The sequence below is a fragment of the Kitasatospora sp. NPDC043950 genome, from assembly GCF_056435345.1.
This window is the reverse complement of the sequence record NZ_JBWKER010000037.1, coordinates 1-19591: the sequence shown is the minus strand read 5'-3', so window position 1 is coordinate 19591 and position 19591 is coordinate 1. Positions and strand designations below refer to the sequence as shown.

15 protein-coding genes are annotated in these 19591 nt (G+C 75.2%); 8 read left to right on the top strand and 7 right to left on the bottom strand.

Translation table 11 applies throughout. The features are described from left to right. Genes AC07BF_RS24065 through AC07BF_RS24040 form a run of 6 tightly spaced genes read left to right on the top strand, consistent with a single transcriptional unit; the run spans window position 1 to window position 7358 of the window. Window positions 1-1386 (top strand): KamA family radical SAM protein, encoded by a 1386-nt coding sequence (locus AC07BF_RS24065; RefSeq protein WP_363629825.1) that lies wholly within the window; start codon window positions 1-3, stop codon window positions 1384-1386. Continuing rightward, window positions 1383-2528 carry an ATP-grasp domain-containing protein gene (locus tag AC07BF_RS24060; protein WP_478333893.1) on the top strand — a complete coding sequence of 382 codons (1146 nt, stop codon included), beginning with the start codon at window positions 1383-1385 and terminating at the stop codon, window positions 2526-2528. The genes AC07BF_RS24065 and AC07BF_RS24060 overlap by 4 nt, the downstream gene beginning before the upstream one ends. Then, on the top strand, window positions 2525-3754 hold the full coding sequence (locus AC07BF_RS24055; RefSeq protein ID WP_478319291.1) for an AMP-binding protein: 1230 nt from the start codon (window positions 2525-2527) through the stop codon (window positions 3752-3754). The genes AC07BF_RS24060 and AC07BF_RS24055 overlap by 4 nt, the downstream gene beginning before the upstream one ends. Continuing rightward, window positions 3751-5085: an MFS transporter gene (locus tag AC07BF_RS24050; protein WP_363629819.1), complete on the top strand. Its 1335-nt coding sequence runs from the start codon at window positions 3751-3753 to the stop codon at window positions 5083-5085. The genes AC07BF_RS24055 and AC07BF_RS24050 overlap by 4 nt, the downstream gene beginning before the upstream one ends. Beyond that, complete coding sequence (locus AC07BF_RS24045; protein WP_478333892.1) at window positions 5082-6080, top strand: SDR family NAD(P)-dependent oxidoreductase; 999 nt, start codon at window positions 5082-5084, stop codon at window positions 6078-6080. Before AC07BF_RS24050 ends, AC07BF_RS24045 begins: the two co-directional genes overlap by 4 nt. An 18-nt stretch (window positions 6081-6098) precedes the next feature. Then, a complete protein-coding gene (locus tag AC07BF_RS24040) occupies window positions 6099-7358 on the top strand; it encodes a phenylacetate--CoA ligase family protein (RefSeq protein WP_363584719.1) in 1260 nt (419 codons plus the stop codon). A 46-nt stretch (window positions 7359-7404) separates the two neighbouring features. Here the strand turns inward: AC07BF_RS24040 and paaI are convergent, their stop codons facing one another. Beyond that, window positions 7405-7815 carry a hydroxyphenylacetyl-CoA thioesterase PaaI gene (gene paaI / locus AC07BF_RS24035; protein WP_363584717.1) on the bottom strand — a complete coding sequence of 137 codons (411 nt, stop codon included), beginning with the start codon at window positions 7813-7815 and terminating at the stop codon, window positions 7405-7407. Between the two features lie 193 nt (window positions 7816-8008). On the opposite strand from paaI, the gene AC07BF_RS24030 reads away from it, so the two are divergent. Then, complete coding sequence (locus AC07BF_RS24030) at window positions 8009-9280, top strand: hypothetical protein (protein ID WP_478319289.1); 1272 nt, start codon at window positions 8009-8011, stop codon at window positions 9278-9280. Here the strand turns inward: AC07BF_RS24030 and AC07BF_RS24025 are convergent. The 4 genes from AC07BF_RS24025 to ctaD form a co-directional block, all read right to left on the bottom strand. Continuing rightward, entirely contained in the window at window positions 9277-9657 is a 381-nt protein-coding gene (locus AC07BF_RS24025) for a pyridoxamine 5'-phosphate oxidase family protein (protein ID WP_363584713.1), read from the bottom strand. The genes AC07BF_RS24030 and AC07BF_RS24025 overlap by 4 nt on opposite strands. Before the next feature lie 79 nt (window positions 9658-9736). Further along, window positions 9737-10456 (bottom strand): response regulator transcription factor, encoded by a 720-nt coding sequence (locus tag AC07BF_RS24020; RefSeq protein WP_363584711.1) that lies wholly within the window; start codon window positions 10454-10456, stop codon window positions 9737-9739. A 161-nt stretch (window positions 10457-10617) separates the two neighbouring features. Beyond that, entirely contained in the window at window positions 10618-11145 is a 528-nt protein-coding gene (locus AC07BF_RS24015) for a hypothetical protein (protein WP_363584709.1), read from the bottom strand. A gap of 117 nt (window positions 11146-11262) precedes the next feature. Beyond that, a complete protein-coding gene (ctaD, locus tag AC07BF_RS24010) occupies window positions 11263-13074 on the bottom strand; it encodes an aa3-type cytochrome oxidase subunit I (protein ID WP_478318332.1) in 1812 nt (603 codons plus the stop codon). Window positions 13075-13604: 530 nt separating this feature from the next. On the opposite strand from ctaD, the gene AC07BF_RS24005 reads away from it, so the two are divergent. After that, on the top strand, window positions 13605-15431 hold the full coding sequence (locus tag AC07BF_RS24005) for an AfsR/SARP family transcriptional regulator (RefSeq protein WP_363584705.1): 1827 nt from the start codon (window positions 13605-13607) through the stop codon (window positions 15429-15431). On the opposite strand, the gene lanKC is transcribed toward AC07BF_RS24005, so the two are convergent. Both lanKC and AC07BF_RS23995 read right to left on the bottom strand, forming a co-directional pair. After that, entirely contained in the window at window positions 15424-18048 is a 2625-nt protein-coding gene (gene lanKC, locus AC07BF_RS24000; RefSeq protein ID WP_478333891.1) for a class III lanthionine synthetase LanKC, read from the bottom strand. The two genes, AC07BF_RS24005 and lanKC, sit on opposite strands and share 8 nt — an antisense overlap. Window positions 18049-18130: 82 nt before the next feature. Next, window positions 18131-19438 carry an MFS transporter gene (locus AC07BF_RS23995; protein WP_363584701.1) on the bottom strand — a complete coding sequence of 436 codons (1308 nt, stop codon included), beginning with the start codon at window positions 19436-19438 and terminating at the stop codon, window positions 18131-18133. Between the last annotated feature and the right edge of the window lie 153 nt (window positions 19439-19591).

Genomic DNA, 19591 nt, shown 5'->3' with positions numbered 1-19591 from the left:
GTGGACCACCCCGTGATCCGCCAGCCGTACACGTACGCGCGGACGGCGCTGGTCGAGCCGGACTGGCGGCGGCTGCCGGGCTGGCGCCGCGTCACCGAGGCGCAGTGGCGCGACGCCCAGTGGCAGCGGGCCCACTCGGTGAAGACCGCCCGGCAGCTGCGGGCCGTCGTCGGCGACCGGCTCACCGACCACTTCTACCGCGAACTCGCCGCCGACCAGGCCGGGTTCGCCACCATGCCGATGCTGCTGCCGCCGCAGCTGCTGAACACCATGGCCCCGGACGCCCCGGCCGACCCGCAGGCCTTCACCGAGGCGTTCCTGGCCGACCCGGTGCGCCGCTACATGCTGCCGGTGCGCACCGACCGGCACCCGCACTGGCCCAGCCATCCCCGGGCCGAGCGGGATTCGCTGCACGAGGCGGACATGTGGGCCGTCGAGGGACTGACGCACCGTTACCCCACCAAGGTGCTGGCCGAGTTGACCGCCACCTGCCCGCAGTACTGCGGCCAGTGCACCCGGATGGACCTGGTCGGCACCTCGACGCCCCAGGTGGCCAAGACCCGGCTGCTGCTGCGCCCCGCCGACCGGCAGGAGCAGATGCTCGACTACCTCAAGCGCACCCCCGCCGTGCGCGACGTGGTGCTGTCCGGCGGCGACCTCGCCAACGTCCCCTGGCCCCGGCTGGAGTCCTTCCTGCTGAGGCTGCTGGACCTCGGCACCGTCCGGGACATCCGGCTGGCCAGCAAGGCCGTGGTCGGCCTGCCCCAGCACTGGCTGCAACCGCAGTTGCTGGACGGCCTGGCCCGGGTCGCCGAACTGGCCGCCCGCCGCGCGGTCAACCTGGCCGTGCACACCCACGCCAACCACGTGCGCTCGATCACCCCGCTGGTCGCCGAGGCGGCCCGGGCCCTGCTGGACGCGGGCGTGCGGGACGTCCGCAACCAGGGCGTGCTGATGCGGGGCGTCAACGACACCGCCGAGGACCTGCTCGACCTCTGCTTCGCCCTCCAGGGCGAGGCGAACATCCTGCCGTACTACTTCTACCTCTGCGACGTGATCCCGGGCGCCGAGCACTGGCGGACGCCGCTGCACCAGGCGCAGCGCCTCCAGGAGGCGATCATGGGCTACCTGCCCGGCTACGCGACCCCGCGCCTGGTCTGCGATGTCCCGCACGTCGGCAAGCGCTGGGTGCACCAGGCGGTGGCCTACGACCGCGAGCTCGGCATCTCGTACTGGACCAAGAACTACCGCACCGGCCTGGAGAGCGGCGGCGGCCAGGACGCCCCGCTCGACCGGCGCCACCCCTACTACGACCCGGTGGACACCCTCCCGGAGACCGGCCGCCGCTGGTGGTCCGAGCCGTCCACCGCACGAGGAGCGCGATGAGCACCCCCGGCCCGAGCCCCGACCCAAGCCCCGCCCCGAGCCCCGACCCGAGCCCCGCCCCTCCCCGGGACGGCGAACTGCGCCGCCTGTGCTGGATCTTCCCCGACCGCGAGTCCTCCCGGATGGCCGCGATGTGGCACGGCTTCTTCTGGGACCTCTACGCCGAGAGCGCCGCCGACCTCGGCCTGCGCTGGACCAGGCACGCGCCGGAGGCCGTCACGGTGGACGCCACCGGGCCCGGCCGCCCCCGGGTCTACGTGGACGACGAGCCGGTCACCCCCGAGGACACCCTGTTCATCACCGCGCTCTACTCGCTGCCGTACCAGTCGATGGACGTCTTCAACCAGTACGCGCTGTACGCGGTGCTCGAACAGGCCGGGTTCTACCTGCCGTTCCCGCCGCAGGTCTCGCTGATCGGCAACGACAAGCTGGCCACCCTGCTGTTCCTGGGCGGCTCCCCGGTGCCGACCATCCCGACGGTGCGGATCGGCACCGGCCGGGACATCAGCAAGCACGGCTACGAGGTGGGCCTGCGGAACATGACCTACCCCGCGATCGTCAAACCCGCCGGCTGGTGCGGCGGCGGCGGGATCAACCTGGCCCGCGGCCCCGAGGACGTCCGGGGCCTGGCCAGCCTCGCCCAGGGCGGCGACACCACGCTGGTGGTCCAGCCCTACCTGGGCGACGGCACGATCGACTACCGGGTGTACGTCGTCGACGGCGAGCCGTACGCGGTGATGAAGCGGACCCCGGAGCCCGGCTCCCCGGTCGCCAACGCCAGCCGGGGTGGCGCCATGGAGTTCCCGCCGGTGCCGCCCGAACTCGCCGCTGCCACCGCCTGGTTCGCCGAGCGGCTGCCGATCCCGTTCTTCTGCGTCGACTTCCTGTACGACGGCGAGCGGTACTGGTTCTCCGAACTGGAACCGGACGGCGTGATCGCCCCCGACCTCACCGACCCGGACCGCACCCTCCAACGTGACGTCACCCGCGCCCGCTTCGCCGCCTACCGCGACGGCCACGCCAGGTGGCTCGCGGACGGCGCCCGCCCGCTCACCCTCGACCCCGCCCGAAGCCCCGCCCCCACCCCCGCCCCCACCTCCAACCGCGACCGCGACCTCGACCTCCGGACGGACTCCCGATGACCGCCTCCTTCTCCCTGCCCCCCGAGGCCGCCGAGCCCCGCCTGCACGTGGCCCGGCGCACCCTGGAGCGGCTGCGCAGCGTCCCCGACCTGGCCCCGCGCTACGCCAGCCACGTCAACGTCCACACCCTCGACCGGCTCGCCACGCTCCCGCCCCTGGCGAAGGACGACCTCAACACCGCCCTCGCCCACCTGGAGCCCGCCGCCGACCAGGCCGCCACCTGGCTGTTCCAGAGCGGCGGCAGCACCGGCGCCCCCCAGGTCGGCTACGCCCCCACCGGCTTCTACATGGCCGGCGTGCACGCCCACTGGCAGCCGCTCGACCGGACGGACGTCTTCGTCAACGCCTGGGGCGCCGGCCGGATGTGGGGCGCGCACTTCCTCGCCGCCGCGCTCGCCGACCTCTCCGGCTGCCGGATCATCGCGCTCGGCTCGGTCGCCGCCGAGGAGTACGGCGACTGGCTGGCCTTCCTGGCCGCGCGCCGGGTGACGGCCATCGGCGGGACGCCCAGCGTGCTGCGGCTCTGGTTCGCGCACGCCCGCGCCGCCGGCATCCGACTCCCCTCCCTGCGCAAGGTGTTGTGGCTCGGCGAGGCCTGGCAGCCCCAACTCGACGAGGACCTCGCCGGGGTGGCGCCCGAGGCGCGGCGCTGGGGCATGTTCGGCAGCACCGAGACCTGGGTGGTGGCCACCAACACCCCCGACTGCCCGGCCGACACCTTCCACCCGCTGCCCGACCAGCTGGTCCACGCCGACGCCGGCGGCCTGCTCGACTTCACCACCCTCAACCCCGAGATGCTCAACCCCGTGCTGCGCTACCGCACCGGCGACGCGGGCGAGTTGACCGACTGCCCGTGCGGGCGACCGGGCCCGGCGATGCGGGTGCTGGGCCGACGCGACAACGTCGTCCAGGTCCGCGGCCTCGGACTGGACGTGGCCGAACTGATCGCCCGGGCCGAGCGCGACCCGGGCGTGGCCCGGGCCCAGGTGGTGCTGACCGAACAGCGCGGCCGGGCCACCGGGGTGGAGGTCCTGCTGCTCACCGGCGGGACGGGCGCCACCCCCGACGCCGAGCGGCTGCGCAAGGAGCTGTTCACCGCCACCTTCACGCTCAGCACCGCCTTCCAGCACGACCCGGAGTCCTTCCGGGTACGGCCGGTCGAGGAGCTGATCAGCAACGGCCGCACCGGCAAGACCGCCGGGCTGGTCCTGCGGGAGGGTGCGTGAAGTCCGACCGGACGGGCGAGGGCGTGACGTCCGACCCGGTGGGAGGCGGGACGGCGCCCGAGCGGCCGGCGCCGCTGGGCCGGGGCTTCGACCTGTTCTGGGCCGGGCAGACCGTCAGCCTGGTCGGCGACAAGGTCACCGTGTTCGTCGTCCCGACCCTGATGATCTTCGTTCTGCACGCCTCCGCCCTCCAGGTCGGCGTGGTGGCGATGGCCCAGTACCTCGGCATCCCGCTGCTCGGGCCGGTCGCCGGGGTGCTGGTCGACCGCTGGGACAAGCGCCGCACCATGCTCGGCTGCGACCTGGTCCGGCTGGCGGCGGTGGCCGCGATCCCGCTCGCGTACTGGCTCGACGTGCTGTCCACCCCGCTGCTGTTCGGCTGCGTGGCGGTGATCAGCGGCGCGACGATCTTCTTCAATGTCGGCTACCTGGTCGCCGTCCCCGCCGTGGTGCCCGAGGACGGCATGGTCCGCGCGTACTCCCGGCTGGAGGGCAGCGGCTCGGTCGCCGAGGTCGCCGGCCCCTCCATCGCCGCCGCCCTGTACAGCGCGCTCGGGGTGGCCGCCCTGCTGGTGGACGCGGCCAGCTACCTGGTCTCGGCCGTCTGCTTCCGGTACATGAGCCCGTGGGGCGAGCGGACGGTCGAACCCGGCTCGATCCGGGACCGGCTGACCCTCGGCTTCCGGCTCAACTGGGCGGACCCGGTGCTGCGCCGGGTGGTGCTGGCGGCCGTCACGCTCAACTGCGGCGGGCCGGTCTTCGTCACCGTCCTGCCCGTCCTCGCCTACCGGGGCCTGGGCGTGACGGTCGGCGCCTTCGGCGCGGCCATGTCGGTGGCCGCGCTCGGAGCGCTGATCGGCGCCCTGGTCGCCCCGCGGCTCAGCCGGCGGTTCGGCCTGGGGCGGACGATGGCCTGGTCGCTGCTGCTGCACTGCCTGGCCGGCCTCGGCCTGCTCGCCGCGCCCGCACTGCCGCCCGGGCCGGTGATCGCGGTGACCATGGGCTGCTACGGGTTCTTCATGTCCTGCATCAACGTGTGCAGCGCGCCCACCCGGCAGGCCCGGATGACCGCCCGCAACCAGGGCGTCATGCACGCCGCCTTCCGGACCGTCACCTGGGGCGTGATCCCGCTCGCCGCGCTGGTCGGCGGCCTGGCCGTCACCCTGCTCACCGGCCCGCTGGGCATCCTGGACGCGGCCCGGGCGGTGATGGCGGGCGGCACCCTGCTGGCCGCCTGTTCCTTCCTCCCCGCCCTCGGCCTCCAGCCGCTGCTGGACGCCGCCGGGCGCGAGGCCGCCGCCCCCGGGGAGCTCGCGGAGAGCGCGTCATGAGCGGCGGGAGCGCTGGGGGCGCTGGGGGCGCCGGGAGCGCCGGGAGCGGCGCCAAGGCCGGGAGCGCCGACGGGAAGGTCCTGCTGATCACCGGGACGTCCTCCGGCATCGGCCTGGCCACCGCCGTCGCGGCGGCCCGGGCCGGGTACCGCACGGTGGCCACCCTGCGCGAACCCGGCCGCGCCGGGGAGCTCCGGCGGGCCGCCGAGGCCGCCGGCGTCACCGTGGACGTCCGCCGCCTCGACGTCACCGACCCCGGCTCGATCGCCGCCTGCCTGGACGGCGTGGCCCGGACGTACGGGCGGCTGGACGCCGTGGTCAACAACGCGGGCGTCTCCAACTCCGACCCGACCCTGGAGATGTCCACCGACGCGGCGCTGCGGGCCAACCTGGAGGTCAACTTCTTCGGGGTGGCCGCGGTCAGCCGGGCCGCGCTGCCGCTGCTGCGGGCCGCCGCAGGCCGCCTGGTCGCCGTCGGCAGCGTGCACGGCGTGGTCGGTCAGCCGTTCAACGAGGCCTACTGCGCCGCCAAGTTCGCCGTCGAGGGGTTCCTGGAGGCGCTCGCCCCGGTCGCGGCGGCGCACGGCGTCCAGGTCTCGGTGGTCGTCCCCGGCTACGTCCCGGACACCCGGTTCGGGGTCTTTCCGGACATCGACCGCGGCACCGTCCAGGCCGCCTCCGGCCCGTACGCGCCCACCTTCGCCGGCTACCTGGACTGGATCGGCGGCCAGGGCTGGGAGTCGGCCGGCCAGCCCGCCCGGGAGGTCGCCGAGGTCGTCGTGCGGACCCTGCTCTCCGACCGGCCGCCCTTCCGGGTGCCCGCCAACCAGTGGGCCGCCGACTACCTGGCCGCCAAACTCGCCGACCCGGACGGCTCCACCGTCCAGTCCCTCGCCCGGACCTGGCTCGGGCAGCCCGAAGCACGCCTCCAAGCGCGAGTCGAAGCACCCCCCGCAGCACCCGCCGAAGCACCCCCCGCCGCACCCTCCTCCTGAGCAAGGGACCCGACCACCATGCCCGCCAAGCCCCTGGCCGAGCTGATCGCCTTCGCCCGCGCCAACTCGCCGTTCTACGCCGAGCTGTACCGCGACCTGCCCCCCGCCGCCGAGCGCCTCGACCAGCTCCCCGTCATCGACCAGGCCGCCTTCTGGGCCGCCAACACCTGGCCCGACAACCGCGTCCTGACCGGCCCGCTCAGCGACGCCGGCATCTACAAGACCGGCGGCACCACCGGCGTCCCCAAGTTCTCGCCCTGGACCCGCACCGAGCACGCCGACTCGGTCACCGCCTTCGGCGCCGGACTCGTCCGGGCCGGCCTGCGGCCCGGGCACCGGGTCGCCAACCTCTTCACGGCCGGCGAACTCTACGGCGGCTTCCTCTACATCGAGGGCGCCCTGCACCACGCCCCCGTGGACAACGTCCGCCTGGGCGTCGGCGGCGCCGCCCCCGACCCGTACATCGCCGACCTCATCACCGGCTTCGGCGTCCACGTGCTGGCCGGCGAGCCGATGAAGCTCAGCGCCGTCGCCGAGTGCCTGGTCCAGCGCGGGGAGACGGCCGACGGGGTCGAACTGCTGCTGTTCGGCGGCGACCTGCTCTTCGCCGACCTGCGGCCGATCCTCGCCCGGGCCTTCCCCCACGCCGCCGTCGCCTCCGTCGGCTACGCCTCCAACGACGCCGGGCTGGTCGGCTCGCCCGTCCCCGGCGACGACGTCCGGGTGCACGAGGCCTTCGCGCACCGCACGGTGGTGGAGCTCGTCGACGACGTCACCGGCAAGACGATCACCACGCCCAGGACTCCCGGCCGGGTCGTCGTCACCAACCTGTTCCGCACCCTGATGCCGATCCTGCGCTACCCGACCGGCGACCGCGCCGAGTGGACCGACGCCCGCTGCCGCCGCTTCCGCCTGCTCGGCCGCTCCACCGAGGGCGCCCGGGTCGGCACCGTCGCCATGCCCACCGAGGAGATCCGCGCCGTCCTGCTCGCCGCCGACCCGGAGCGCCACATCACCGGCATGCAGCTCGTGCAGCGCCGCTGGGCCGGGCGCGACGGCCTGATCCTGCGCCTCGGCTACACCGGGCAGCGGCCGGCCCCCGAGCTCGCCGACCGGCTCGTCGAGGCCGTGTACACGGCCCGGCCGCTCTACCCCGACGAGGTCGCGCTGGGCAGCATCCACGACCTCGCGGTCGAGTGGGTGCCGCGCTCCGAACTGGTCACCAACCCGCGCACCGGCAAGCTCCAGCAGGTGCTGGACGAGCGTCCACGGTCCTGACCGGGAGGTGACGACGGGGGCCGGGCAGCGGTGAGGGGCCGGGCGCTCAGTCGGTCTGCGGCCGGCCCCCGATCACCACGCTCTGCCCGCGGAACTCGGCGATGGCCTTCCCGTCCGCCCGCCGGACCGTCACGTCGTAGACCCCGCCGCGCCCGGCCCGCGACCGCTCCACCGCCTCCGCCACCAGTTCGTCCCCGACCGCCGCCGGGGCCAGGAAGACGACCTGCGCCGCCTGCGCGACCGTCACCGGGCCGTGGCTGTTGCAGGCGAACGCGAACGCGGCGTCGGCGAGCAGGAACAGGAAGCCGCCGTGCGCCGTCCCGTGGCCGTTCACCATCGTCGCGGCCACCGTCATCCGCGTCACCGCTCGACCGGCGGACACCTCGTCCAGCGCGATGCCCAGCAGCCGACAGGTCTCGTCCCGCGCGTAGAGGGCGGCGGTCCCGGGGTCGAGCATGGCGTCCTGTTCCCTCCGTCGACGGCGTCCCGAGCCAGCCTAGGGCACGGCGCCCGCCCGCCGTCCGGGGGAACTCGGCCACGCCGCCCCGCCGTTCGGCCCGCCCCGCCGCCCGCCGACCCTAAGGTCTGTCCGGCAAGATCCGCCGGACAGGCCCTGGCCTGCTCAGGTTCCCCGAGCGCAAGGACGGCTGATGGCCCAGAAGTCACCCGCGACCGCCACCCCACCGGGCCCCGCCGAGATCCCGTCGGCGCAGCCGCCCAGCGGATCCGTGACGGCCCTGCGGATCGGGGCCGCCGTGGCCGGCGCGCTGCCCTCCGTGGTGCTGCGGCTGGCCGGGGTGCACCTGGCGCCCGTGCCGGGCATGGTGGTCTTCGGCCTCGGCGTCCTGGCGGCGGCGCTCCTGCTGATGTGGGCCGCGGAGACCGCCCGGGCCGACATCTCCGGCCCGCTCGCCCTGGCCCTGCTGGCGTTCATCGCCGTCCTGCCCGAGTACGCCGTCGACCTCTACTTCGCGTACGCGGCCGGCACCCGGCCCGAGTACGCCGCCTACGCGGCCGCCAACATGACCGGCGCCAACCGGCTGCTGGTCGGCGTCGGCTGGCCACTGGTCGCCCTCGCCTCCTCCTTCGCCGCCCGGCGCCGCGGCGCCGCCCCCGGGATCACCCTGCGGGAGCACCGCCGGATCGACACCGCCTTCCTCGGCGCCGCCGCCCTGGTGGCCTTCGTGATGCCGCTGACCCGGCAGATCTCCTGGGTGCTCGCGGTCGTCCTGATCGCCTGGTACGGCTACTACCTCTTCCGGGTCAGCCGCTGTAGCGAGGACGACGAGGAGGAACTCATCGGCGTTCCGGCCCGGTTGGCCGCCCTCCCCCGGCAGCGCCGCCGGGCGACCACCGTCCTGGTGTTCGCGGTCGCGGCCGGGGTGATCTTCGCCTGCGCCGAGCCCTTCGCCACCTCGCTGGTCGACGCCGGCGCCTCGCTCGGCATCGACCGCTTCCTGCTGGTGCAGTGGCTGGCCCCGCTCGCCTCCGAGGCGCCCGAGCTGATCGTCGCGGTCGTCTTCGCCTGGCGGCTGCGCGGGGACGACGGCCTCGGCGCGCTGCTCTCCAGCAAGGTCAACCAGTGGACCCTGCTGATCGGCTGCCTCCCGCTCGCCTACCTGGCCGGCGGCGGCGCGGCCTCCCTCCCGCTGGTCGAACGCCAGGTGGACGAGGTACTGCTGACCGCCGCGCAGACCGTCCTGGCCGTGGTGCTCCTGCTCGACCTTCGGTTCCTGCCCTGGAAGGCCGGGCTGCTGTTCGCCCTGTTCGCCGTCCAGTTCGCCCTCCCCGGCGAGTCCGCCCGGGTCGCCCTCAGCTGGGTCTACCTCGCCCTGGCCGTCCCGCTCCTCGCCGTACACCTGCGCCAACTCCCGCCGACCGTCCGCGCCTTGGCGGGCCGCATCGAGGGCGATCTGCACTAGTCGGTGCGCGGGGGCAGCCGCCGGCCGACGACGAGTTCCGGGCGGATGCGGATCCGGACGGCCCCGGGGGCTCGGCCGGCGGCGGGGCCGACCTGGGCGCGGCCGAGGACGGTCACGTACCAGCCGGAGCCGTCCACGCCGTCCACCTCGTCGGCCTCGAAGGCGATCACGGCGTCGTCCACGGCCCGGGCGAGTTCGGAGCCGGCCGGGGCCGAGAGCAGCACTCCGCCGCCGTCCGACAGGTCGAGCCGGAAGGACACCGGCAGCACCGCCGGGAGGGCGCGGATGGTGTAGACCACCCGGCCGACCGCGGCCCTGGCCAGCAGTTCCAGCGCCCGCTCCCGGTCCAGTTCGAGCAGGTCGTGATCACCGTTCATGCTCTCGATGCTCGCCCCGGCGGTGGCGGCGGCGCGAGGGCCGATGGTCCCGCCGGGGGTCCCGGGCCCGGACGTCGCGTCAGCCCCGGAGGGAGCGCAGGTGCGCCGGCTGCGCGGCGGCGGCCGCCTGGCGCAGCTCGGTGGAGATCAGCGCGGCCTGCACCCGCCGCTCCACACCCAGCTTGGCGAGCAGCCGCGACACGTGGTTCTTCACCGTCTTCTCGGCGAGGTAGAGCCGTTCGCCGATCTGCCGGTTGGTCAGGCCCTCCCCGATCAGCGCCAGCACCTCCTGCTCGCGCACGGTCAGCGCGGGCCCGGTGGTGACGGGCTGCGCGGGCTCGGCGTCGCTGCGCAGGCGGTTGAGCAGCCGGGTGGCGGCGCCCGGGTCCAGCATCGAGCGGCCGGAGGCGACGGTCCGCACCGCGGCCACCAGGTCGGTGCCGCTGATCTGCTTGAGCACGTACCCGGCGGCACCCGCCATCACGGCGTCCAGCAGCGCCTCCTCGTCATCGAAGGAGGTCAGCATCAGGCAGGCCAGGCCGGGCATCCGGGAGCGCAGTTCACGGCAGACCGACACCCCGTCGCCGTCGCCCAGCCGGACGTCCAGCACCGCCACGTCGGGCCGCAGCGCGGGCACCCGGACGAGCGCCTGCTCGGCGGTGGCGGCCTCGCCGACCACCTCCAGATCGGGCTCGCCGTCCAGCAGGTCGTGCACCCCGCGGCGCACCACCTCGTGGTCGTCCAGCAGGAACACCCGCACCGGCGCCGGTGCCCCGGCGCCCGCCGTCTTGGTCGCCATCACGCGGCTCCACCTTCGTCACCCCCGCACACTCCCGGCAGGGCCCAGGGCATCATCGCCCACCGACCGCCGCAGGACCCAGGGCCCAACGACCCCATTCGGGCGAGCACACGGGCGGCGCGGCCCCCGGAGGAGCCGCGCCGCCCGTACCGGAGGGGCCGTCAGCGCCGCCGCGCGCTGCCGAGGCCCGCCAGCAGGAAGGCCAGCGCCACCCCGGCCCCGCTGACCGCCGCGAGCACCACCCGGGAGCCGACGGCGCCCTCGTCCGACAGCAGGATCGCCACCGCCCCCAGCGAGGCGACGGCGGCGCCGACGACCAGCCACCCCGCGAGGGTGACGGCGGCGGGGCGGCCGGAGCGCGGCGCCGGCCGGGCGCCCGGGGCCGCCCAGCGGGCGGCGGCCTCGTGCTGCTCCCCGCGCCGGTCCCACCGGGCGCGGACCCGCAGCGCCACGCCGCCGACCAGCCCGGCGAGGGCGATCTGCGCGGCGGGCCGCCAGTCGGGCACGGCGAGCAGCAGCCCGCCGGCCATGGCGAGGGCGGCCCACCACAGGACGCAGGCCGCCGCGGCCGTGCGGGTGGAGCGGGGCCGGTCGGCGCCGGCCTGGAGGTCGGCGATGGCGGGCAGGTACCAGACGCAGCCGCTCGCGGTGAGCGCGGCGGTGCCGATGGCGAGGACGGTGTGGGTCATGGGGCCGGCCTTCCAGGTCGCGAGGGGAGGGAGCCGTCCCCGCCCGTGACGGGGGCGCGGGCGGAGACGGCGGTCGGAGGGTTCGGAGCGGGTGGCCGGGGCGCGCCCGGCCTCGGGTCAGCTGTCCACGGCGGACCGCGCCCGCTCCGCCCTGGTCTGTGGCAGGTCGTACTTGGCCGGGCTCACGTCGCCCAGGTGGGTGGCGGGCTTGCCGGTGTTCTCCAGGACGTCCAGGGCCGCGATGTCGGGGTGGTGGAGGTCGAAGGCCGGGGATTCGGAGCGGATCCTCGGCAGCCGGACGAAGTTGTGCCGGGGCGGCGGGCAGGAGGTGGCCCACTCCAGCGAGCGGCCGTAGCCCCACGGGTCGTCGGCTTCGACCTTCTCGCCGTACTTGGCCGTCTTCCAGATGTTGTAGAGGAACGGCAGGATCGACAGTCCGAGCAGGAAGGAGAAGATGGTGGACAGGGTGTTGAGCGTGGTGAAGCCGTCCGAGGCCAGGTAGTCGGCGTAGCGGCGGGGCATGCCCTCGGCGCCGAGCCAGTGCTGGACCAGGAAGGTGCCGTGGAAGCCGACGGTGAGCGTCCAGAAGGTGATCCGGCCGAGCCGTTCGTCGAGCTTCTTGCCGGTCATCTTGGGCCACCAGAAGTGGAAGCCGGCGAACATCGCGTAGACCACGGTGCCGAACAGCGTGTAGTGGAAGTGGGCGACGACGAAGTACGAGTCGGAGACGTGGAAGTCGATCGGCGGGGCGGCGAGCAGCACGCCGGTGAGGCCGCCGAAGAGGAAGGTGACCAGGAAGCCGACCGTCCACAGCATCGGTGTCTCGAAGCTGAGCGAGCCCTTCCACATGGTGCCGACCCAGTTGAAGAACTTGACCCCGGTCGGGACGGCGATGAGGAAGGTCATGAAGGAGAAGAACGGCAGCAGCACCTGCCCGGTGACGTACATGTGGTGCGCCCACACCGTCACCGACAGGCCGGCGATGGCGACGGTGGCGGCGATCAGCCCCGCGTAGCCGAACATCGGCTTGCGGCTGAAGACCGGGATGATCTCGGAGATGATCCCGAAGAACGGCAGCGCCAGGATGTACACCTCGGGGTGGCCGAAGAACCAGAACAGGTGTTGCCAGAGCATCGCCCCGCCGTTGGCCGGGTCGAAGACGTGCGAGCCGAACTTGCGGTCGCATTCGAGGGCGAGCAGGGCGGCGGCGAGGACGGGGAAGACCAGCAGCACCAGCACCGAGGTGAGCAGCACGTTCCAGCAGAAGATGGACATCCGGAACATGGTCAGCCCGGGTGCGCGCATGCAGATGATCGTGGTGATGAAGTTGACGGCGCCGAGGATGCTGCCGAAGCCGGAGAGCGTCACGCCCATGATCCACATGTCGGCGCCGACGCTGGGCGAGTGGACGGCGTCGGACAGCGGCGCGTAGAGGAACCAGCCGAAGTCGGCGGCGCCCTGCGGGGTCGCGAAGCCGGCGGCGGCGATCAGCGAGCCGAACATGAACAGCCAGAAGGACAGCATGTTCAGGCGCGGGAAGGCGACGTCCGGGGCGCCGATCTGCAGCGGCATGATCCAGTTGGCGAAGCCGGTGAACAGCGGCATCGCGAAGAGCAGCAGCATCACCGAGCCGTGCATGGTGAAGGCCTGGTTGAACTGTTCGTTGGAGAGGATCTGCGTTCCGGGCCGGGCGAGTTCGGCGCGCATGACCAGCGCCAGGACACCGCCGATCAGGAAGAACCCGAACGCCGACACCAGGTACATGGAGCCGATCGTCTTGTGGTCGGTGGTGGTCAGCAGTCTGACCACGGCCGAACCGGGCCGTTTCGGCCGAACCGACGGCTGCGGTACGGAGGTTGGCGGTGGCGTGGGGTCGCCCTGTGCCGGGGTGGCGCTCAAGGACGCACTCCTTAGGAACGTCGTGCGAATGGCTGGCGATCCATGATCCGAACGCACCGCCCCCGCCCCCTAGGGCCGTTCGGCCCGCGCCCCCGGGGCCGCACGGCCCGCGTTCCGGCACCCGGACCGGGACCTCCGGTGGCCGTCGGTCCCTCCCCGGCCCCTCGGGCGGCGCTCACCGCGCCGACGAGCACCGCTGGAGGAACGCCGGAACCGCCCCGGCGCCCGCGCCCCGGACCTCGCCCGCCCGTCCCCGTCCGCCCCGGGGCCCGCACCCCCGGCCCCGGCCCTCCGCCGCACCCCGCCGGCCTCTCCCACCCCACCCCACCGGCCACGACACCGCGCCCGCCGGCCGCCACCGCCCCCGGCCGCCCCCTCCCCCGGATGCCCCCTCCCCCAGGTGCCCGAAGTGTGAGGGTCGCGTGACCGAAACAGGCCGATTCCGTGCCCTACAGATCGGATCGGCCGTCAAGTAGCCTGCGCCCACGCCCGCACCGCACCGGTCACGCACCCCCGCTCGGACACGCCCTGGCCCCCACCCACGCCCCGGAGGTACGCCGATGCCCCTGGCCCAGCCCGCCGCCCCCACCCGGCCGCGCTTCTCCGTCCTCGGCCCGCTGACCGGCGAAGCGGACGGCCGCCCGCTCGCCCTCGGTCCGCTGAAGCAGCGGCTGGTGCTGGCCGTCCTGCTGAGCCGCGCCAACACGGCCGTCCCGGTCGACCTGCTCACCGACGCGGTCTGGCCCGAGGAGCCGCCGCGCACCGCCCGCAAGAACCTCCAGGTCTACATCTGCACCCTGCGCACCCTGCTCGGCCGCGACCCCGGGCCCGAACGGCTGGTCCACACCGCCGGCGGCTACCTGCTGCGGGTCGCCGAACCCGAGCTCGACGTCCTGCAGTTCCGCGCCCTCGCCCGGGCCGGCCGGGCCGCCGCCGACAGCGGCGCGCTCGCCCCCGCCGCCCGGCTGCTGCGCCAGGCCCTCGACCTGTGGCAGGGCCCGCCGCTCGCCGACCTGCGCTGCTCGCCCGCCGTCCAGGCCGAGGCCGATCGGCTGGAGGCCCGCTGCCTGGGCGTCCACGAGGACTGGGCGGAGACCGAGTTGGAGCTCGGCAACGCCACCGCCGTCGCCGAGGAACTCGCCGACCCGGCCGAGCGCCACCCGCTGCGCGAACGCCTCCAGGCCGCCCGGATGAACGCCCTGCACCTGTCCGGCCGGCAGGCCGAGGCGCTCGCCGTCTACGACACCCACCGCCAGCTGCTCGCCCGCGAGTTGGGCCTCGAACCCAGCCCCGCCCTGACCGCCCGCTACCGGCAGCTGCTCGCCCACGGCCCGGCCCGCCCCGCCACCGCCCGGCCGGCGCAGCACCCCGGCCCGAGCGGCGCACTGCTGCCCGCCGACACCACCGACTTCACCGGCCGAAGCCACGAACTGCGGGATCTGATCGACGCGTTGGCGGAGGGCGGCGAGCGCGTCGCGGTCCTCTCCGGCCCGGCCGGCGTCGGCAAGACCGCCCTCGCCGTGCACGCCGGACACCTGCTCGCCGACCGCTTCCCCGACGGCCGGCTGCTGCTCCGGCTGCGCACCGAGGACGGCACCCCACGCCCGCTCGCCGACATCCTCGCCGAACTCGCCGCCCTCACCGGCCGATCCGGCCCGAGACCGGCCGACCCGGCCCAGGCCGCCGCCCTCTGGCGCGCCTCCCTGGCCGGACGCCGGATGCTGCTGATCCTCGACGACGCCCCCGGCGAGGCCGTAGTCCGCGAACTGCTGCCGGGCTTCGGCCCGAGCGCCACCCTCGTCACCTCGCGCAGCCAGCTCGCCGGACTGGCCTCGGTGCACCGGGTCACCGTGCCGCCCTTCGCCCCCGCCGAGGCGCTCGACCTGCTCGGCCGGATCGTCGGCACCGGCCGGACCGGCACCGACCGCGCGGCCGCCGCCCGGATCGTCGAGGCCTGCGGGCTGCTGCCGCTCGCCGTCCGGGTCGCCGGCACCCGGCTCGCCGTCCTGCGCCACCTGCCGCTCGCCGAGTACGCGGCCCGCCTCGCCGATCCGGCCGGCGCCCTGGACGAACTCGTCGCCGGGGACGTCACCGTCCGCGCCCGCCTCGACTCCGGCTGGCGCGACCTCACCGACCAGGGTCGCCTCGCCCTCGGCCGGCTCGCCGCCCTGCCGCTCTCCCTGCTGTTCACCCTCCCCGAGGCCGCCGCCGCCCTCGGCCGCCCCGAACGCCTCGCCCTGCGCACCCTGGAGGCCCTCACCGACACCGGCGCCGTCACCTCCCCCACCGGCGAGGTCACCGCCCACGCCGCCCTCTACGCCCTCCCCCGCCTCACTCACCTGCACGCCCGCGAGCACGCCACTGCTTTGGCCGACAACCTCAGCTGAGCCCGCCGCGCCGGCCGGCACCCCTTGGGCCGAGCGTCAGCACGTCCAGCAACTCCCCGCCCTCCGAGCCCTGTTCGACGGCCCGCAGGGCCAGCAGGACGCCCGCCGCCCCGGTGTGCAGGTCCGCCGAGAACCGCCGCAGCCGCATCCCGGGGACGAGCAGGCCCTCCGGCCGCGCGACCAGGTGCCACTGGAGCTTGCGGACCTGCTCGCGGACGGCGTCCCGGGCCGCCGCCCCGCCCAGCCGGTCCAGCGCCAGCAGCAGCCCGGCGCGGCCCCGGAACAGCCCGGGCTCGCGCACGAATCCGGGTGCGCACACCCGCCGCACGTCGGCGAGGAACTCCCCGAACTCCCCGAACCCGCCGAACTCCCCGGGCCCGCCGAACTCCTCGGACCCGCTGCCGCCGAGCGCCTGGTACTCCTGGGCGACGAGCGCGATCCCGCTGCTGCCGCGGTCGAGGTAGGCGAGCCGCCGCCCCCGGTCGAGGACCTGGACCGACCCGTCGGGCACCCGCACGCACTGCGCCACGGCCCGCCCCAGCGCCTCGCGCCCGGAGGCCAGCAGCCAGTCCTCACCGGTCCGCTGGTACAGCCGCAGCTGGACGAGGGCGATCCCGGCCAGGCCGTACAGCAGTCCGGCCGCCGTCGGCGCGCCGAGCCCCGGGACGGTCTGCCCGCGCAGCACCGCGTCGAGCGCCCGCGCGTCGGCGAGGGCGTCCGCGAGTTCGCGCCAACTGCCGAGGGCGTCGGCGAGCCGCAGCCGGGCGAGCGCGGCGCCGGCCCGGCCGCCGTGGAGGGCGACGGTGGGCGCGGGCCGGGCCTGCCGGGCCTGGGCGGCCAGTTCGGCGGCCTCGTCGCCGCGGCCGACCCGGGCGAGCACGGCCGCCACGCCGAGCGGCCCGTCGAAGAGCCCTCCGGCGCCCGGTCTCGGGCCGCGCCGCCGCATCGCCGCGATCAGCCAGTCCGCGTACTCGTCGGGGCAGGGCGCCCCGGCGCGGTGCAGCGCGTACAGCACGCCGGCGGCGCCGTGGGCGACGCCGGTGCCGCCGTCGGCGAATCCGGCCGGGTCGCCGGGGAAGAGCCGGTCCGGCCGGTCGGGGGTGGCCCCGGCGTGGATGCCGGCGACGAGTTCGTTCCTGGCGGCGTCGAGGGTGGGCCCGGCGAGGAGTTCACGGACCCGCCGTTCGCCGACCGGTTCCACCCGCGCCACCGGTGCCACGGCGCCCGGCCGCACCGGCCCCTCCTCCGGCCCGAGGCCGAACCAGTGCCGTGCCCGCCGTTCCAGCGCGGGCAGTTTGCCGGGATCGCGTTCGGCCAGCTCCATCACGGGCATCAGCAGCATCAGCCAGGTGGCCCAGAGCATGTGGCGGTCGGCGTCGGCCCCGTCGAGCCCGGGCGGGGGCTGCAGCGCGCCCGCGCCGGCGAGCGGGACACGGCGGCCGGTGAGTTCCTCCGCGTACTCGAAGTCGACGAGCACCACCGAACCGTCCGGACGGACGATCACATTGGCCGGGTGCAGGTCGCCGAACCGGACGCCCCGCTCGTGCAGGGCACCGAGCGCCTTCTCCAGTCCGGCCACGACCCCGGCTACCCAGTGCGCGTACTCGGCGCGCTGTCCGGCGGTGCAGTTCTGGTGCACCAGCGGGTAACGGCGGATCGCCTCGGCGAACAGCTGGACGCCCTCGATGTGCTCCTGGACCAGGAAGGTGTGCTCCCAGACCGTCCGGACCTCGTGCAGCCGGGGCACGCAGTCCAGGCCGGCGAGCCGTTCCAGCGCCCACTGCTCGCGCCGCAGCCGGGTGACGGCGTCGTCCCCGGCGGCGTCCAGCCCGGCGTGCGGGCGGGCCTCGCGCAGCACCACCCGCTCCCCGGTGGTCCGGTGCTCGGCGAGGTAGATCCCGCCGGCGTTGGAGAACTGCAGCACCTCGACGATCCGGTACGGCAGGTCGCCGCCGGCCGCCTCCCGGGCGGCCAGGTGCGGGCGCAGTTCCTCGGGCGGTTCGACCCAGGCCGGCAGCTGGAACACCGGGTCGCGCCGGTCGGGGACCAGCTCGCCGGACGGGTCGCGCAGCGCGGGCACGGGCCGCCCGTCCTCGTCCTGGCACCACAGCTCGACGAACGCGCCGTAGCGCACGTACACGGGGGCCGTCCCGATCCGCAGGTCGGTGAGCACGTACGGCCCCCGGCGGCCCGCCAGCACCTCGGCCAACTCCGCCGCCACGGCCAGGAACTCCGCCTCCGACCCCGGGTAGACGGTGACGAACTTGCCGCTGCTGCCGCGCCCCATGTACTTGCCGTTCGCGACCCGCAGCGCCTCGTCGCTGCGCAGGAACTTGAACGTCGTGCGGCGCGCCATGCAGACCCGCGCGACGGCCCGCAGAGTCGCCTCGGCCTCCTCCGGCACGGTCGAGACGTGGATCTTCCAGCCCTGCTCCGGCAGCCGGGCGCCGTCCGGCCGCAGCGCCGTCCACAGCCCGCGCCGCTCGCGCCGCCACCCGGCGGGCGGTGCGCCGAGCCCCAGCTGGTACCGGCCGGCCCGGTCGCGGAGCCGGCCGGGGGTGTCGTAGTACGTCGGATCGGCGAGGCAGTACAGCTGGGTCTCCTGGGCGCCGGCCATGGCGCGCCTCCTCTTCCGGGTCGTCTTCCGGGTCGTCTTCCGGGCTCTTCCGGGTCGCTCGTCTCCCGGGCCGCCGAACGGTTCAGCCTGCGGGTGCGGGTAGCGGTGCGGGGGCCGGGGCAGGCGCCGGACCGCGCCGGACCGGCGGCGCCCAGGTGACGACGGCCGCGCAGAGCGAGATGGCGAGCGCCAGCAGGGCGAAGGTCCGGGTGCCGCCGAGAGCGCCGAGCAGCGCGCCGCCCACCAGCGGGCCGAACGGCTGGACCAGGGTGGACAGGAAACCGGCGGCGCTCTGCACCCGGCCGATCCGGTCGGGCGGCGCGGCGAGCAGCATGCCGGAGACGAAGCCGATGCTGGCGACCGTGGACAGGCACATGCACACCGCGCACAGCAGCCCGATCAGCAGCGGGATCCGAGTGAGCACCAGCACCCCGGCAGTGGCCGCGGCCGCCCAGCAGCTGAGCGCCACCAGCCTGCCGTCGCGCACCCCGGGGCGCGCCTCAGGGCGTGTCTGACAATTCCCGTCGGGCGCGTGAATTGTCAGACGCGCCCTGGCCTCCAGCCTCGGGGCGAGCAGCGCGCCGGCCAGGGCGCCGGCCGCGGTGCAGGAGACCACGGTGCCGCCGCCGATCCCGGAGTGGCCGCCGTCGGAGGCCACGGCCAGGGTGGTGAACATCAGCGCGCTGAACGCGAAGTTCATCCCGAGCCCGAAGATCAGCAGCAGGGTGCGCAGGTAGGGCTGGCGCCAGATGAAGCTGAGCCCGGCGGTCAGTTCGCCGCGGCTGAACGCCGCGCCGCTCCTGGCGGCGGGCACCGAGCGGGTCCGCATCAGCGCGACGCAGACGGTGGAGAGCAGCAGCCCGACGCCCTCCGCGAGGAACGGCAGCACCGGGTGCCAGGCGAACAGCGCGCCGCCGGCGATCGGCCCGACCAGCCGGGCGGCGGCGCCGCGTGCCTGCATCCGGGACGAGGCCGCGCGGACCTGCTCGCGCGGCACCACCGCGCGCAGCAGGCCGCCGGCGGCGGGCCCGTAGGCGCTGGTGATGAGCGCCCCGGCGGCGGCCACCAGCAGCACCAGCGGCAGCGGGGTGTGGCCGCGCAGGACGGCGATCACCAGCGCGGTGACGGCGAGCAGGCTGCCGACGTCGCACACCCGCATCAGCCGGCGCCGCTCGATCCGGTCGGCGATGACGCCGCCGGGCAGCATGGTGAGCAGCAGCGCGCCGATCGAGACGGTGCCGATGGCGCCCGCCTGGGCGGCCGATCCGGTCTCCCGCAGGACGAGCAACGGCAGGGCGATCGAGGCGAGTTGGGAGCCGAGCGAGGCCATCAGGCCGCCGACCCAGAGCAGCCGGAAGTCCCGGTTGCGGGAGAGCGAGGTGGGCTCCATGGCCGTCCTCCGGGGTGGGGGGTGGAATCGGGCCGGGGGGGGGGGGGGGGGGGGGGGGGGGGGGGGGGGAGAAAAGAAAAACAAACAGAAAGGGGGGGGGGGGGGGCGTTCCCCCGCTCCGGCCCAACCCCCACCCCCCTTTCCCCAGTGGAT

Excerpts from the sequence above, each read along its gene's own strand:
- AC07BF_RS24015 (WP_363584709.1), bottom strand. The coding sequence starts at position 11,145 with ATGACCCACACCGTCCTCGCCATCGGCACCGCCGCGCTCACCGCGAGC.
- AC07BF_RS24025 (WP_363584713.1), bottom strand. The coding sequence starts at position 9,657 with ATGAACGGTGATCACGACCTGCTCGAACTGGACCGGGAGCGGGCGCTG.
- AC07BF_RS24020 (WP_363584711.1), bottom strand. The coding sequence starts at position 10,456 with ATGGCGACCAAGACGGCGGGCGCCGGGGCACCGGCGCCGGTGCGGGTG.
- AC07BF_RS24030 (WP_478319289.1), top strand. The coding sequence starts at position 8,009 with ATGGCCCAGAAGTCACCCGCGACCGCCACCCCACCGGGCCCCGCCGAG.
- paaI (WP_363584717.1), bottom strand. The coding sequence starts at position 7,815 with ATGCTCGACCCCGGGACCGCCGCCCTCTACGCGCGGGACGAGACCTGT.
- AC07BF_RS24055 (WP_478319291.1), top strand. The coding sequence starts at position 2,525 with ATGACCGCCTCCTTCTCCCTGCCCCCCGAGGCCGCCGAGCCCCGCCTG.
- AC07BF_RS24045 (WP_478333892.1), top strand. The coding sequence starts at position 5,082 with ATGAGCGGCGGGAGCGCTGGGGGCGCTGGGGGCGCCGGGAGCGCCGGG.
- AC07BF_RS23995 (WP_363584701.1), bottom strand. The coding sequence starts at position 19,438 with ATGGAGCCCACCTCGCTCTCCCGCAACCGGGACTTCCGGCTGCTCTGG.
- AC07BF_RS24005 (WP_363584705.1), top strand. The coding sequence starts at position 13,605 with ATGCCCCTGGCCCAGCCCGCCGCCCCCACCCGGCCGCGCTTCTCCGTC.
- AC07BF_RS24060 (WP_478333893.1), top strand. The coding sequence starts at position 1,383 with ATGAGCACCCCCGGCCCGAGCCCCGACCCAAGCCCCGCCCCGAGCCCC.
- AC07BF_RS24040 (WP_363584719.1), top strand. The coding sequence starts at position 6,099 with ATGCCCGCCAAGCCCCTGGCCGAGCTGATCGCCTTCGCCCGCGCCAAC.
- lanKC (WP_478333891.1), bottom strand. The coding sequence starts at position 18,048 with ATGGCCGGCGCCCAGGAGACCCAGCTGTACTGCCTCGCCGATCCGACG.